The sequence below is a fragment of the Salinivibrio sp. MA607 genome (genome assembly GCF_001996245.1).
GTDB lineage: Bacteria > Pseudomonadota > Gammaproteobacteria > Enterobacterales > Vibrionaceae > Salinivibrio > Salinivibrio costicola.
The window spans coordinates 24,642-40,304 of sequence record NZ_MUFJ01000022.1; the positions used below are offsets into that span (position 1 = coordinate 24,642).

General features: G+C 48.7%; 13 protein-coding genes and 1 pseudogene. 8 read left to right on the plus strand and 6 right to left on the minus strand.

Translation table 11 applies throughout. The features are described 5' to 3' along the window. Positions 1-31 precede the first annotated feature (31 nt). The 4 genes from BZG81_RS11070 to BZG81_RS11085 all read right to left on the minus strand — a co-directional run bounded on the left by BZG81_RS11070 (position 32) and on the right by BZG81_RS11085 (position 5,708). Positions 32-799: a substrate-binding periplasmic protein gene (locus BZG81_RS11070; RefSeq protein ID WP_158011842.1), complete on the minus strand. Its 768-nt coding sequence runs from the start codon at positions 797-799 to the stop codon at positions 32-34. A 65-nt stretch (positions 800-864) separates the two neighbouring features. Beyond that, positions 865-1,929 (minus strand): efflux RND transporter periplasmic adaptor subunit, encoded by a 1,065-nt coding sequence (locus BZG81_RS11075; RefSeq protein WP_077677388.1) that lies wholly within the window; start codon positions 1,927-1,929, stop codon positions 865-867. After that, entirely contained in the window at positions 1,926-5,234 is a 3,309-nt protein-coding gene (locus tag BZG81_RS11080) for an efflux RND transporter permease subunit (RefSeq protein WP_077677389.1), read from the minus strand. The genes BZG81_RS11075 and BZG81_RS11080 overlap by 4 nt, the downstream gene beginning before the upstream one ends. A 135-nt stretch (positions 5,235-5,369) precedes the next feature. After that, entirely contained in the window at positions 5,370-5,708 is a 339-nt protein-coding gene (locus tag BZG81_RS11085) for an ArsR/SmtB family transcription factor (RefSeq protein WP_021023582.1), read from the minus strand. A 214-nt stretch (positions 5,709-5,922) separates the two neighbouring features. Here BZG81_RS11085 and BZG81_RS11090 point away from each other — a divergent pair, with 214 nt between their 5' ends. The 4 genes and pseudogenes from BZG81_RS11090 to BZG81_RS15940 all read left to right on the plus strand — a co-directional run bounded on the left by BZG81_RS11090 (position 5,923) and on the right by BZG81_RS15940 (position 9,759). After that, a complete protein-coding gene (locus tag BZG81_RS11090) occupies positions 5,923-6,114 on the plus strand; it encodes a YgaP family membrane protein (protein ID WP_077460700.1) in 192 nt (63 codons plus the stop codon). 10 nt (positions 6,115-6,124) lie between these two features. Then, positions 6,125-7,825, plus strand: coding sequence for an FAD-dependent oxidoreductase (locus BZG81_RS11095; protein ID WP_077661449.1), 1,701 nt, complete (start codon positions 6,125-6,127; stop codon positions 7,823-7,825). 191 nt (positions 7,826-8,016) lie between these two features. Beyond that, a pseudogene (locus tag BZG81_RS15935) lies at positions 8,017-9,111 on the plus strand (PAS domain S-box protein); the annotation flags it as partial. A gap of 375 nt (positions 9,112-9,486) precedes the next feature. Continuing rightward, a complete protein-coding gene (locus BZG81_RS15940) occupies positions 9,487-9,759 on the plus strand; it encodes a methyl-accepting chemotaxis protein (RefSeq protein ID WP_439438228.1) in 273 nt (90 codons plus the stop codon). 70 nt (positions 9,760-9,829) lie between these two features. Here the strand turns inward: BZG81_RS15940 and BZG81_RS11105 are convergent, their stop codons facing one another. Continuing rightward, positions 9,830-11,311 carry a putative bifunctional diguanylate cyclase/phosphodiesterase gene (locus BZG81_RS11105; protein WP_077677391.1) on the minus strand — a complete coding sequence of 494 codons (1,482 nt, stop codon included), beginning with the start codon at positions 11,309-11,311 and terminating at the stop codon, positions 9,830-9,832. Between the two features lie 391 nt (positions 11,312-11,702). On the opposite strand from BZG81_RS11105, the gene BZG81_RS11110 reads away from it, so the two are divergent. Together BZG81_RS11110 and BZG81_RS11115 are read left to right on the plus strand one after the other, a co-directional pair. Then, positions 11,703-12,128 (plus strand): YeeE/YedE family protein, encoded by a 426-nt coding sequence (locus tag BZG81_RS11110; protein ID WP_077576743.1) that lies wholly within the window; start codon positions 11,703-11,705, stop codon positions 12,126-12,128. A 15-nt stretch (positions 12,129-12,143) separates the two neighbouring features. Further along, positions 12,144-12,584, plus strand: a complete 441-nt coding sequence (locus tag BZG81_RS11115) for a YeeE/YedE family protein (protein WP_077677392.1) — start codon at positions 12,144-12,146, stop codon at positions 12,582-12,584. Positions 12,585-12,643: 59 nt separating this feature from the next. Here the strand turns inward: BZG81_RS11115 and cysM are convergent, their stop codons facing one another. Beyond that, a complete protein-coding gene (cysM, locus tag BZG81_RS11120; RefSeq protein WP_077677393.1) occupies positions 12,644-13,537 on the minus strand; it encodes a cysteine synthase CysM in 894 nt (297 codons plus the stop codon). A 225-nt stretch (positions 13,538-13,762) separates the two neighbouring features. Here cysM and cysP point away from each other — a divergent pair, with 225 nt between their 5' ends. Together cysP and cysT are read left to right on the plus strand one after the other, a co-directional pair. Further along, positions 13,763-14,767, plus strand: coding sequence for a thiosulfate ABC transporter substrate-binding protein CysP (gene cysP, locus BZG81_RS11125; protein ID WP_077677394.1), 1,005 nt, complete (start codon positions 13,763-13,765; stop codon positions 14,765-14,767). A 58-nt stretch (positions 14,768-14,825) separates the two neighbouring features. Further along, positions 14,826-15,662, plus strand: coding sequence for a sulfate ABC transporter permease subunit CysT (gene cysT / locus BZG81_RS11130; RefSeq protein ID WP_028569692.1), 837 nt, complete (start codon positions 14,826-14,828; stop codon positions 15,660-15,662). The last annotated feature ends 1 nt before the right edge of the window (position 15,663 follow it).

A 15,663-nucleotide genomic window follows, 5' to 3' on the forward strand; every position in this document is an offset into this window, starting at 1 on the left:
ATTACGATTTACGTGCGTTAAGTTCGCACCTTTAGTTCAAATAACCATCAAGTATTGCTTTTAATTGACCGGACTGGCGCATGGATTCAAAGTTTTGGTCGAGCAATGCTTTTATCTCATTAGCCTCTGGGTGTTCACGCGAAATCATCATATGGAACTTATCACCCATATTGCCGGGAATCGGCTCGACTTGCATCCCGCCAGCGAGGTAATCAATGCCTTGTGCTGCTTTGAACCCTGCGAGTATCTCGTAGCGTGCTAAAAATACATCACAGCGCCCTGCTTGCGTCTGTTTTACCAGTTGCTTAAAGTCTTTTGCTGACTTCCTCACCTGGCTATCATCGACACTGAACCCTGTGTAGTTATAGCCCAAAAGGCCACACATCCGCAGCTGGTTAATATCATCCGCTGTCTCGATGTTCAGGCCATTCGGATGTTGTTGAGTTGAGTAAATATAGCTAGGCTGCAGAGTGTAATAATAGTCAGTTAAAAGAAAGTCACGATCGCGTTCTTCGCTGTAAGATGCGCTGAGCGCAATATCGTAATTGCCTGATTTTGTCTCAAAAACGCACCGCTTCCACGGCGGTAAATCTACCGATACATCTACTCCGCTGTTTTGAAAGATGGCATTGAGGACATCAATGTCATAGCCTTCGATATTCTCGCCTTTTTTATAGTGAAAAGGTGGCCAATTCGCCCCATCACCACACACTTTAAGCGATGAGGTATCGAGTGCCATCGCTGGTCCTGATAATAAGCTGCCGGCTAAGGCCGTGGCAGAGAGTAACGCAATCTTCATAGTCAACTCCTTGAGGGATAACTCACCTCTAAGTATCGTCGACATTGTTAAAAATGCGAACGCGATCAGTCAGTCTTCTGCGATTTAGGATGCAGTAATACAGTTTCGCCAGCCTTTAGCCCTTTTCGCACTCGGCCCTCTTCGGTCAGTACCACCAAGCGTCTTATAATTTGGTTGTCTTCAACCACGTTCACATAGTCAAGTTGACCAATTTGGTAACGCGCGTTAGCAGGAACCGATAAAATAGAGTCTGCCTTTTGTGACACTGTCACTTTAACAAACATGCCAGGTAGTCGTGCCTGATCTTCACCGTCTGTAACAGGCAAAGTCAAAGCAACGCGATAGCTACGTGACGTCGCATCGGCGGCCGGCGTGATCGTGCGTATCGTTCCGGTCAGTGTTTTTTCATAAGTTGGCAAGCGTAGATGAAGCGTGTCTCCAATAGTCACAAAAGGCAGTGAAGACTCGGCGATGTTCACTTGTGCCTCCATACTGTCTGGGTTGTACAACGTCAGCATCGCTGCACCCGGCGTCGCCGTATCCCCTTGATTGATAATTTTTTCGGTGATCAGTCCAGTAAATGGCGCGCGCACTAGACTAAATCCGAACTGGGTTTCGGCCTCATCCACTGCCGCGATCGCCCGGCGGTATTCAGAGCGCGCGGTATTTAAGCGGTTCTCGGCATCATCGAATTGTGATTGCGGCACGAGCTTTTTCGCTAATAAGGTTTCCATCCGGCGATAATCGCTGCGCGCAGTATTCAGTTGTGACTGTGCTGAGGCCAGTGCTTGTTGCACTTGGCGCACTTTAGCACTGAGATCGGCGTTGTCTAAGCGGATCAGTATATCGCCTTGCTCCACGCGATCGCCAACATCGACCAGGACATCGGCAACCGTTGCCGTCATTCGCGCCGCCAATGTTGCGTTTTGCCGCGCCACCAGCTGCCCTGAAAAAGTTCGGGTTTGCGGCTGCTCAATCGCGGTAAGCGTCAAGGTGTTATGATCGTCCGCTCCTTGCGAAGAGCTGGCCTTTGAGGTCACCTTTTCTGTAAAGACCCCAGCCATACCAAGAAATAGCACTAACAATCCAGTGCCCAGCACGACGGCCTGTAATCCTTTTTTCTTATTCATGCCTCGTCTCCTTCTGCCGGTAAGCCATGGGTAGGATGATTTTGATACGCTAAGTTGTACACCACAGGCACAACCAGCAAGGTAAAGACGGTTGATGCCGCAATCCCGAAAATAATGGCCCATGCGAGACCATTAAAAATGGGGTCAAGGGTAATAATCACATTCCCTAATAAGGTGGTACCGGCGGTCAGCAAAATCGGCCGCATACGTACCGCTCCCGCTTGTATTAAGGCTTCACTAAGTTCCATACCGCGCGCCAATGATTGCTGAATAAATTCAATCAATACCAGGGAGTTACGCACCACGATGCCGGCCAATGCAATCATGCCTATCATCGCGGTAGCGGTGAAAAGTGCTGGGTTTGGATAGCCGTTAATGTCGCCACTTAAGCCATTAAGCAACCAAAAACCGGGCATGATGCCGATTACCGTGAGGGGAATTGCCAGCATAATCATCCCAGACACCGCCGGTAAGCCGGTTTGGATTAGCATCACGATAAAGACGCCTAACAAAGCGGCGCCGTAAGCTATACCAAGGTCACGGAATACATCAATGGTGATCTTCCACTCTCCCTCGCCGCTCCAAACAACATTAATATCGTCACGCACCTGCCAACCATCACCAGCACCATTGTCGAGGTAACTACGCGCTGCAAGCGGCCGTGGTGTATCCGTTTTTGGCTGATTAAAGTCAGCGATCACATCAGCGACCACCTCCCCAGGTACACGTCCAATTGGCTCGGCATAGACATACACCACAGGCTGAAGATTTTTATGATAAATCGGTTGGTCCACCGGTTGTCGCTCAAAATGCCCCAACTCGCTTAATGCCACCAGCGGTTGCGGTGCATCGACCAAAGCGCCTTGCACCGATTGTTTTGCGACACCGGCACGGCCTCGTATATGAAGCGCTAATAAGGTATCCAGTTTATCGCGTGCATCCGGGGCTAAACGCAGCGTGACCGGTAAGGGATCGATTTCATCAGCATCCGCCAGGTGAGCCAACGTGACGCCTTGATTGGCCGCGCGCAATGCTTGGTTAATATCAGTGATAGCAACGCCAGACAATGCCGCTTTTTCTTGATCGACCACAAACTGCCAGCGCGATAGCGGTCCTTGAATACTGGTACTGACTTCCGAGACTAACGCTTCTCGTTCCAATCGCGCCGCAACCTGTTGGGCTTGCGCTTGAATATCTGCATAAGGCGTACTCGGTGCACCATAGACTTCTGCGACAAGGGTCGCCAGTACAGGTGGGCCGGGTGGCATTTCCACCAGTTGTATGTCGGCATTATGTTTGGCTGCGATCGATTCCAGATCATCACGCAAGCGGGTCACTAAACCATGTGATTGTAATTCTCGCCGCTGCTTATCCACCAAGACGACGCGCAATTCGCCCTGATAGGGGGCATTTCGCGCAAAATAATGACGCACCATGCCATTAAAATCCATCGGTGATGCAAGCCCCGCAAACCCCGACACAGAGACAACTTCCGCTTGCTGCTGAAGATAAGTGTTCATCTCACGTAATGCATTCGAGGTCTCGACATAACTGGCGGTTTCTGGCAAATCCAACACCACCTGAAATTCGTTTTTGTTGTCATAGGGTAAGAGTTTAAGCGGCACGAGACGTAGCGCCGGTAACATCGCCGCTACCACAAACAGCCCCCCTACTACCATAAGAAACCTTTTCGCACGGCGATTATTTTCTAACAGGGGAAGTAATAGTCGACGATAGCCCCGATAAAGTGGTGTCGTTTCCATACGATAGTCATCACCCTTATTCGAGGCACGAACAATTTTTTTCGCCAGCCAAGGCGTGACTAAAAACGCCACCAAGGTACTGATCACCACACTCACAGGCACATTAAATGCCAGTGGCGCCATGTAAGGTCCCATCATCCCGGTGATAAAAAACATCGGAGTAAACACAATAACAATCGCCACCGTCGACATGATCAGTGCCCGTTTGATTTCCAGCATCGCCAGCACAATGGTGCGACCCCGCGGCTTATTATCATGGGTCAGGTGGCGCTCAATATTATCGATACTGGCTATTGGGTCGTCGACAATCAGGCCCAACGCCAAAATCAGAGCAAACAAGGTGACACGATTGATGGAATACCCAAAAGCGAGATCAAGCCCCAGCGCCGCGCCATAGCTAATCGGAATCGCGATGGCCACGACCAAGGCACTGCGCCAGTTTAAAAACAGCCCCACAAACACCACCACGGTCAGCACGGCAATGCCTAAGCTCGAGACTAAATTATTGACTTTAGCATCAGCGGTTTGACCATAGTTGCGAATAATCTCAACCTCTACGCCCTCCGGGAACTGGGTGTTCGCTAAACGATCGAGGGTGCGCGTTACATCGTCGGCAACCGTCACCGCGTTCGAGCCTTTTTGCTTGGCGACCGAGATAAATACAGCGGGATGCGGTTTGGTCTGTTGTTGCGATTGAATCCAAGTATCGGTGCTGGCCTCAGTGGGGCCATCACTTAACGTGGCGACATCTTGCAAGTACACAGGCTTGCCATTCACAACCGCGACAACCAACTGGCGAATATCGTCACGGCTTTGATACCACTGCCCGGTTTCAAGGACATACCGCTGGCCTTGATGCTGAATATCACCGGCGTTACGTTTTTGATGACTCAGTGAAAATGCACGGGTTAAATCGGCCACACTGATTTGATAACTTGCCATTGCCGCCGGATCGAAAGCCACTAACACCTGGCGTGGCATACCCCCGACAACGTTAACCACATTGGTTTGGGGAAGGGCTTTTAAATCCAAGGTGGCTTGCTCAGCAATACGACGCAGCGCGTAATGATCGACAGTATCTGGTTTATCGCTACGCAGCGCCGCCATCACAATAGGGACATCATCAATTTCAACCGGCTTAATCGCCCACTCGCTCACCGCGGCAGGGATCTCATCTTGGTTGGCGTACAGCTTGTTATATAGCTTGACCAGCGCTGATTCGCGATCTTCTCCGACATAAAAACGCACGGTCACACGCGCCGATCCGGTTTGTGTCGTGGAATAAACATACTCCACCCCGTCTATTTGACTGACTTTTTTCTCCAGCGGCTGCGTCACCTGCTTTGTCACTTGTTGCGCGCTTAAGCCCGGTGCTTGTATCAGCACATCTGCCATCGGCACCACAATTTGCGGATCTTCCTCTTTGGGTGTAAGCCACAGCGCGGCAGCCCCAACCAAAAATGCCAACGCAATTAAAATAGGCGGAAAAAAACTGTTCATCACACGGGTAATAAACGGGCCTTGAGGTTGATCATCTCGCATAACAGTTCCTTGTTGCTGTCGTCCGTGCGCATCCTTTACGGAATGGATATAACGTCTACATGCCTAGATATAACTTAGTTAACCATCGCCGTCTGATATGTTGGTAGCATCACAACAACGAGTAATAAATCAAGATTACGGGCAATAGATGCGTTGTAACGTGGCGATAATATCCGCGACGTTGGGATCTCGTAAGCGATAAAATACCTGCTGTGATGATTTACGTACGCTCACCAGTTGATGACGTTTGAGCACGCTTAAGTGTTGAGAAAAAGCCGACTGACTGAGGCTCGAACCTTGTTGCAACTGTCCCACATGGGTCTCTCCAGCCAGTAGCTGACATAACACCACCAGGCGCTCAGGATGCGCCATTACCTTCAACAAGGTCGCCGCTTTCGATGCTTGTTGTCGCATTGCGCCAATGTCCATATCAGGCACATCATCTTTTTCATATAACCCTGTCTGAACCACCATGTTAGGCTCCTGTTGTAAGGACTTCCTTAAGCTTAGCCCCTCTTATTATTTAGTCAACTCTAATTTAGACAGATTATAATTAGACTTTTCTAAACATAGCGACTACAGTGAAAGTAACGCTGGATTCAATCCATATAACAGGACACGCACCCAAAGCAACCAACGTCAGTCGAGCGGTAGCTACGGTGCAATATCAATGCAAAGGAGTCTTACAATGACAATTGAAAATGCAGTTCGCGTGATCGCTGGCAGCATAGTGCTGCTTTCTGTGGTACTTACCCTCACCGTGCACAGCCAATTTGTTTGGCTTACTGTATTCGTGGGCGTAAACCTCATTCAAAGCGCGTTTACAGGGATTTGTCCGGCAGCCTTTTTCCTGAAAAAACTTGGATTACGTCACGCTTAACGGAGTCAAAATGACCAAGATAGTAATTATTGGAGGCGTCGCCGGTGGCGCTTCTGCTGCAGCTCGTGCACGCCGTCTGACCGAGGACGCTGAGATCATTATGTTCGAACGCGGCCCCTACGTTTCGTTCGCTAACTGTGGTTTGCCTTACCATATCGGTGGCGATATCACGGATCGCAGTAAGCTCTTGCTACAAACGCCAGATAGTTTTCGTGCGCGCTTTAATGTCGATGTGCGTATTAATAGCGCCGTCAGTAACATTGACCGCGAAAACAAAACCGTTACGGTCACTCGGGCCGATGGCAGCACCTATCAAGAGAGCTACGACAAATTACTATTAAGCCCTGGCGCGGCGCCAATTATGCCGCCGATTCCTGGCTTAGATAACCCACTCACACATTCTTTGCGCAACATCCCGGACATGGATGCAATTTTGCACACCATCGAGATGAACAACCCCAGTCACGCAACCGTCGTCGGCGGAGGCTTTATTGGTCTTGAGATGATGGAAGCACTCCATCAGCGTGGCATTGAAACCACCCTTTTAGAAATGGCCGATCAGGTGATGACGCCGGTTGACCGCGAAATGGCAGGCTTTGCCCATCAGAGCATTCGTGATCATGGCATTGATTTACGCCTGGGGACGGCCTTGGCGTCGGCCGAATACATTCCAACCACGCATGTGGCCAGTGATGACGCCGGTGAACCCAGTGAACCGCAACACTTAGAAGGTTCACTGAGCCTCACGCTAAATAATGGTGACACGCTACACACTGAATTGTTGATCATGGCTGTCGGCGTAAAACCTGAAGTCACCCTAGCACAACAGGCCGGCCTGGCGATTGGTGAAAAAGGCGGGATCGTGGTCAACAGCACCATGCAGACCCAAGACCCAGATATTTATGCGGTCGGGGATGCCGTCGAAGAAATCGACTTTGTCACTCACAAGCCGACGCTGGTACCACTGGCTGGACCGGCTAACCGTCAAGGGCGCATGGCCGCTGACAACATGCTAGGAAGCACTGAGCATTATCTTGGCACCCAAGGCACCGCCATTTGTAAGATTTTCGATCTGGCCGTTGCCTCTGTGGGCCAAAATGAGAAGCAACTTAAACAGGCCAACATTGATTACCAAAAAGTCTATGTTCACGCGGCAAGTCATGCAGGTTACTACCCGGGCGCAGAAATTGTCTCGTTTAAAATGTTATTTGCACCCGACACGGGCGCTATTTTAGGCGCACAAGCGGTAGGCAAAGATGGCATTGATAAACGCATTGATGTCATGGCGGTTGCACAGCGTGCCGGGATGACGGTTGAGCAACTGCAACATTTGGAGCTGACCTATGCCCCACCGTATGGCAGTGCTAAAGATGTGATCAACCAAGCCGCGTTTGTAGCAACTAACCTGATCAAAGGTGACGCAAAAGCGGTTCATTATCACGATTTAGCGACCCTAGGTGATGACCAAGTGCTTCTGGATGTGCGCAATGCCCCTGAACGCGAAAACGGTGAGTATATCGAAGGCGATATCCATATTCCGGTTGACGAACTGCGCGGGCGCATTCATGAGCTTCCCAAAGACAAAGAAATTTTGATTTACTGCCAAGTCGGCTTGCGCGGCAACGTCGCCTATCGCCAGTTAGTCAATCATGGCTTTAAAGCCCGTAATTTACTGGGCGGCTATCGCACTTACAAGTTTGCCACAGCTTAAACACGAATCATTGCCAGTCAAAGGCGCGAGCCAATGCTCGCGCTTTTTGTTTATTGGAAAACCCGCCCAACCTGGCTTATACCTATTAAGTTATCATCATAATTTGTCAGTTTTGTTGATAATCAAGGTACCGACTTAGGGCTCACTCCTTTTGTCCCACAGCTTTAAGGCCATTAACAGAGAGGATCAATATGCTAGGTCGTTCTAACTCTCACCTACAAGCGCTTGAGCAAGCAATTATCGCGGTTGTCACCATTGATCACCACAATAACATCACTTTCTTTAATCAGGCAGCAGAGGACATTTGGGGATATTCAGCAAGCGAGGTGAAAGGAAAGAACGTAGCAATGCTGATCCCCACCGAATTACAAGCCAACCACGACAGCTACGTTAACCGGCACAGATCTGGGGGAGAAGATCGCATCGTCGGGCGTTCTCGTGAAGTGCAGCTCAGGCGAAAAGACGGCTCATTGACTTGGGTGCAACTGTCTTTATCCAAGATACGCGTCTCTGGCAAAATTCATTACACGGCATTTGTTCGTGATGTTACCGCTGAACGAGATGCGCGAGAGATGATGACCCAAACCCTCGAACAAGCGCTTGATGCTGTGGTGTGTATTGATGAAAATAATTGTATTACCTTTTATAACAAAGCGGCCGAGCAGCTGTGGGGATACAGCAAAGAAGATGTTCATGGCAAGAACGTTAAAATGTTGGTGCCTCATGCAATCCAAGCCAACCATGATGACTATGTAAATCGCAACCGAAAGACCGGCGAAGATAGAATTGTTGGCACCAGTAGAGAAGTCGAGATCGAACATAAGGATGGTCATCGACTCTGGGGCCAGCTCTCACTATCGAAGGTACATCTTGGTAATCGAACACTTTATACTGCCTTTGTAAAAGATGTCACTGAGACTGTGCAACGCCGGGTAGAAATGCAGTTATTGTCCATGGTGGCAAACGAAACCGATAACGCAGTTGTCGTGACTAACCCTCAAGGGAAAGTGGTTTATGTAAACCGTGGTTTTGAGCGGATGTCAGGGTATAGCTTAGATGAGATGAGAGGGAAAAAGCCTGGTCATATTCTTCAAGGAGCAGATACTAGTCCTGAAACCGTGCAAAACATTCGTGATCATCTTGCCCGTCATGAGCCCTTCTATGATGAGATTCTTAACTACAGCAAAAATGGTGAGCCTTACTGGATTTCACTCTCCATTAATCCTATTAGGGATGATAACCACCATATTACGCACTATATCTCTGTGCAGGCCAATATTACTCAGGTAAAACAAACCTACTTAGATTTCACCCGCAAATTAGATGCTATCAGCGGCGCATTAGTTATTATGGAAATTTGCCCCGACGGTAAACTTGATTCCATAAACTCTCTATTTGAAGACGCCTTGAAAAATATCGGTACGCGATGCGAAGACGCCTCCTATGACATCTACCATAAAATCACACACGAATTAAAAGAAAGTATCGATAAACAAGGCCATGCCTCTACCCTCATTGAGTTTAATGGAAAAGGGGAGCAACTCGCAATTGATGCGAGGATTTGTGTACTCAAAGATTTTTCCGGCAATATACTCAATTATGTCATGTTTGGTATTGATATCAGTGCTCGACGTAAAACCGTGGCAAAAACGCAAACATCAATGCAGTCCGTTTCTCAGTCAAGCCAGGAAGTGATGAAAATTATTGATACTATCAACAACATTTCCGAGCGCACCAATCTTCTGGCACTGAACGCAGCGATCGAGGCCGCTCGTGCCGGTGAGCTCGGACGCGGCTTTGCGGTGGTCGCCGATGAAGTTCGCCAATTAGCTCAAGTCTCTCACCAGTCGAGCAAACAAATTAGCGAGTTGGTAGAAAGTACCGTGCAAAGCATTGATGAGCTTGCGGTTTTATTGAACGACATTGAAAGCTAAAGCGTCAATAAGCGCGAGATCAAAACACTCGCGCTTTTTTCTTTTTATACGTTGGCCAAAGTCATGACCATTAAACCGACTGGACTACAGCCAACTGCTCTAAAGGCGCTGGATGTCCAAGATAAAAACCCTGCGCGTATTCACAATCGAGCTGTTTTAGTAACGCTAGTTGCGCACGCGTTTCTATGCCTTCAGCTACAACATGAATACCCAAACCTTTAGCAATCCCGATAATGCCGGCAGTAATCGCTTTAGCACGGTGATCTTTTTCCATTGCCTGGATAAAACTACGATCAATCTTAATTTCATCCACGTTGATCCGGTTAAAAATACCCAACGAGGTATAGCCAACACCAAAATCATCGATCGAAAAGGTGACGCCATGGCGTTTAAGCGTATCAACAACCCGCGCGCACTCAATAATGTCATCTAATGCGGCAGTTTCTGTGATCTCCAGGCAAAGATAACGAGCGAATTCAGGGTTAGCCTGCAAATAGGTATCGATACGTGCTATCGCGTCCACACTGTTAAATTCAACCGCGGAGATATTGATCGATACCCGTTTAACCATATTGCCTAGCAGCTGACTTTCGTTCAGTTGTTTGGCGGCTTTTTCTAACACTAGTGCCGTTAAATCCTCGCAAAAATGCTGCTCTTCAGCTAGGGGAATGAACACACTCGGGGGTATATTGCCATATTGATCGTGCGTCCATCTTGCCAACACCTCTAGGCCGGTTAACTCTCCAGAAGACAAGCGATACTGTGGCTGAAAAACAATATCAATCTGCTTATCATCAATGGCTTGGCGAAGATCGTAGACAAGATTTTGCCGCTTTTTAGCCTCTTCTGTCAGATAGATATCATGATATGCAACGGCATTTTTATGCTTCTTCGCTTCGTTCAATGCGCGTGTCGCCGCTGTCATTAAAGCCGTGGTGTCTTCGCCATCCGAGTCAAACACCGCCACGCCTACCGAACAGGTAATGTCTCTATCGTATCGTTGCAAAAACTGGTTACACTGACGATGTAACTTGTCAATGTATGGCGTCATTTCGCAAACATCGGACAACGTCAACAAACATGCAAATCTATCGGCGTGAACTCTCGAGGTTAGGTTTTCAGGCACGGTGGGCGTATCTATTTTACGCGCCACCCCCATCAGCAGTTGATTGGTGCGATCAAAGCCCAGCTTATTGGTTACCGACGTGTAGTTATCAATGTCGAGTACAAACAACATATAGCACGACTCAGCATTAGCACGCTGCAGTAATGTATCAGCGCGACGAATGAATACGGAGGGACTATGAAGCCCGGTAACCGTATCGATGTCACTCGCTCGCTCTAAATCACGATTATTTTTCTGTGCTAACCCCCAAAGTAACACTGAGGTAATAACGACAAACAGGTGCCCCTTGAACGACTGTGCCCAAGTATACATTTCAAGATTATTGGACAGCACGTTAACCAATTTATCGGAAAACAGTATCCACAACGAAGCAAAAAAGAAGTAAGTTAATGCTAATTTTAGTGCGTAGTACGCTGTTTTCTTCATTAAAAGCCTTTTTTATCTCTTAACACTGCTCAGTTGCTCCTCTTTGACACCTACGGCTGTGATATTCGTCGAGTATAGCAGCTCTATCGCTTCACAGCTTCAAGCTATTGAATCAAATAAGTATAATTTGCCCAGTGTTGCTCAGATAACCAAAATGCAGAGAGCGTAACCTACCGACTCTATGATTGCACCTTCGGTTTTTACTGACTAAGACGGTGCGTATTGCTCATTCTAGCTTAAATTAGATTGGAGCAACGATTAACACAGGTCAACACGTCCAACAAGCAAATAAAACACCCAACCCTAAATTAGCATTGACTTATAAATGTGTTCAAGTATGCTGCCCTTCTCCTTTAGCCATAACGTTTTTTGACTCACTGAGAGGAAAATCATGACGTTTCAAATCCCATGGGATGCCTTGTTTGGTGGCATGCTGGTTGGCACTGCCTGTCTCGCACTTTTAGCACTCAATGGCCGTATTGCCGGGATCAGCGGTATTGTGTCAGGCGCGTTATCATCACACGGCCGTGAAGCTCAATGGCGAGGTCTGTTTTTGCTGGGTATGGTCAGTGCGGGGGTCTTCATGCCATTTATCGGTTTTGAACTACCCAACTACACAAGCCTTGCGCCTGCACTCACACCTATGGTTGCCGTACTCGCGGGGTTGCTGGTCGGGATAGGCACTAAATTAGGTAACGGCTGTACCAGTGGTCATGGCATTTGTGGCATGGGTCGCTTATCGAAACGGTCAATCGTGGCAACGCTCACTTTTATGGGTGCTGCCTTTGTCACTGTTTTTGTTCGTTTACACCTTTAAGGACGTTTATCGCTTATGTTTCGCCTTGTTGCTCTACTCTCTGGCTTTATCTTCGGTGTGGGTATGATGGTGTCAGGCATGGTCAATCCCGCGAAGGTGATTGGCTTTATGGATGTATTCGGCCAGTGGGATCCCAGCCTTGCGTTTGTGATGGGCGGTGCGCTGTTGGTCTTTGTTCCCGGCTACTTTTTGGCCGTACGTCGGCAGAAAAAACCCGTACTGGCCGATCAATTTTGTCTACCCAAGACGCAAACGCTTGATAAAAAACTCATCGGCGGTGCATTACTCTTTGGCACCGGCTGGGGACTCGCCGGACTTTGCCCAGGCCCGGCAATCACGGCTATTGGCTCCGGCGCACTACCGATCGGTCTATTTGTGATTAGCATGCTAGTGGGAATGCGGCTTGTACAAGTGTTCAATGCCAGCTCAAACCGCGCTCTCGCGACAGAAAGTTAACAAACAACGAGTAAAAAAGAACAGGCGGCGCAATCGCCGCCTGTTCACGGTTTATCCTATTACGATGAAAACAGTCCCGACGATAAATAACGATCGCCGCGATCGCAAATAATGGCCACCACCACAGAGCCGGGTTCAGCTTTGGCAACTTGCAGTGCCGCATATACGGCCCCGCCAGAGCTCACACCCGCACAAATCCCCTCTTCTCGCGCTAATGCTCGCGCCGTTTCTTTGGCGTCTTGCTCAGAAATATCCATCACCACATCGATATGCTCATCGGTATAAATACCCGGTAAATACTCAGCCGGCCAGCGCCGGATCCCAGGGATGGCACTGCCCTCTGTCGGCTGCAAGCCAATGGTTTTTATCGCGGAGTTTTGCGTTTTTAAGTACTTTGATGTGCCCACAATCGTGCCTGTGGTGCCCATGCTGGCAATAAAGTGGGTGATTTTTTGTTGGCTTTGCTGCCAAATTTCAGGCCCTGTACCGGTCACATGAGCCTGAAAGTTATCCGGATTATTGAACTGATCCAACACTTTGCCCTTGCCCTGTGCCTGCATGGATAACGCCAAATCACGCGCACCTTCCATTCCCGACGCTTTAGAGACGAGAATCAACTCACTGCCATAGGCACGCATCGCATCTTTGCGCTCCTGTGTAGCATTTTCAGGCATGATTAAAATCAGACGATAGCCTTTAATCGCCGCCGCCATTGCTAGCGCTATCCCGGTGTTGCCACTGGTCGCTTCAATCAAGGTATCGCCCGGTTGGATATCTCCCCGCGCTTCGGCCTGCACAATCATGTTCAGCGCGGGCCTATCTTTGACCGAACCGGCCGGGTTATTGCCTTCAAGTTTAACCAAAACAGTACTCCCCGTATCAGCGCCTAGACGCTGCAAGCGTACCAAGGGTGTTTGTCCTACGTAGTCTTCAAGCGTTGGGAAATCAGTCACGTCTCTTACCTCTGCCTATTTTTTCACTGGCGTCATGCCATGGGGCACTGTCTATAAACGCCATGTTACAAGGGTTTATCACTGGCACGCAGATAAATTGTCACTAACATATACAAAATGGTTATAGTAAAACTGTTTTTTATTCCTAATGATTGCTTTTATTCTGTGACTTATAGCTACTTCTTTTGTTGAACAAGCATCAACCGGTCATTAAGGAACATTACAATGAAGGTATTCAAAACGCTGGCTCTSTCRGCCCTACTTGCCACCAGCAGCGCACAGGTATCCGCCGCTGAACAAACACTGTTGAACTCTTCATATGATATCGCAAGGGAGCTTTTTGCCGACTACAACCCACTATTCGCAGAGCACTGGCAAGAAAAAACCGGCGACTCCGTAACGATTAAGCAATCCCATGGCGGTTCATCGGCTCAAGCGCGCGCAATTATGCAAGGGCTGCAAGCGGATGTCGTCACCTTTAACCAAGTCACTGATGTGCAGGTACTGCACGATCGTGGCAAACTGATCGATGCCAATTGGAAAGACAACTTCCCCAATAGCAGCTCGCCCTATTATTCCACCACCGCCTTTTTGGTGCGTAAGGGCAATCCCAAAAATATTGAAAACTGGGACGACCTTGCCAAAGACGATGTCGCATCGGTCTTTCCTAACCCAAAAACCTCAGGCAATGCGCGCTATACCTATTTAGCCGCGCTCGGTTATGCGCAAAAAACGTTTGGCAAAGACAACACCGAACAGCAAGATGCGTTTTTGAAGCAGTTACTCGCCAATGTGGCCGTATTTGATACCGGCGGCCGTGGCGCAACCACCTCATTTGTTGAACGTGGCATTGGCGATGTCTTAGTCACCTTCGAATCAGAGGTGAATAACATCCGCCAACAATATGGCAGTGATGATTACGATATCGTGGTGCCTAAAACCTCGATCCTGGCTGAATTCCCCGTTGCCGTGGTAAAGCGAAATGCTAAACGCAATGGCACCACTGAACTGGCGACAGAGTATTTGTCTTATCTTTACAGTGAAAAAGCGCAGCGCTTACTGGCTAACTTTAATTACCGCGTTCATCACCAAGCCGTCGCAGACGAGTATGCCGATCGCTTCCCTCAGGTTGAATTGCTGACGGTAGAAGAGATTTCAGGTAGCTGGGATAAGGCGATGAAAACCCACTTTGCTAGTGGCGGAAAGCTAGACCAGCTCCAGCGCCGCTAATTTCTATTACGACTTAAATCGAGACGTTATGCCATCGTTATCGCATCAACGCCAATCTATGCCACGGGGAGTGCGTCATCAGCGCGTACTCCCAGGGTTTGGTATCAGTCTGGGCGTATCGCTATTGTTTATTAGCCTGATTTTACTACTGCCAGCCAGTGGTTTAATCATGCAAACCAGTCAAATGACTTGGCAGGAATATTGGTTTGCCATCTCAGACCCACGTATTGTCGCCAGTTATAAAGTCACGGCCGGCGCGGCGCTTATCGCTTCCTTATTTAATGGTGCGATTGGACTGCTCTTTGCGTGGGTGTTGGTGCGGTACGATTTTACGGGTAAACGCTTTATTGACGCGTTGGTGGATTTGCCTTTCGCACTGCCCACCGCAGTCGCCGGTGTCACCCTCGCTACCTTGTATGCCGATAATGGCTGGATAGGTAGCGTACTCGCGAACCTCGGTATACAAGTGGCTTATACGCCGATAGGCATTATGATTGCGATGATGTTTACCAGCCTGCCGTTTGTCGTGCGCACCGTACAGCCCGTACTGGAAGAAATTTCTCAAGAGGAAGAAGAAGCTGGCACCTTATTAGGCGCAAGCGATTTTGCCGTGTTTTGGCGCGTTATCCTGCCGACCATCAAACCCGCTTTATTCGTGGGTATCGCCTTATCTTTTACGCGCAGTCTTGGCGAATTTGGGGCCGTGATTTTTATTGCAGGCAATACGCCTTACGTCAGCGAGATCACCTCCTTGATGATTTTTGTCCGTTTGCAAGAGTTTAATTTCCCAGCGGCAAGCGCCATTGCTTCAGTGATCTTGATGGCATCATTGTCGTTACTGTTTGCGATCAACCTATGGCAAGGTCGCTACTTAAAACGCATTCACGGTCGCTAAG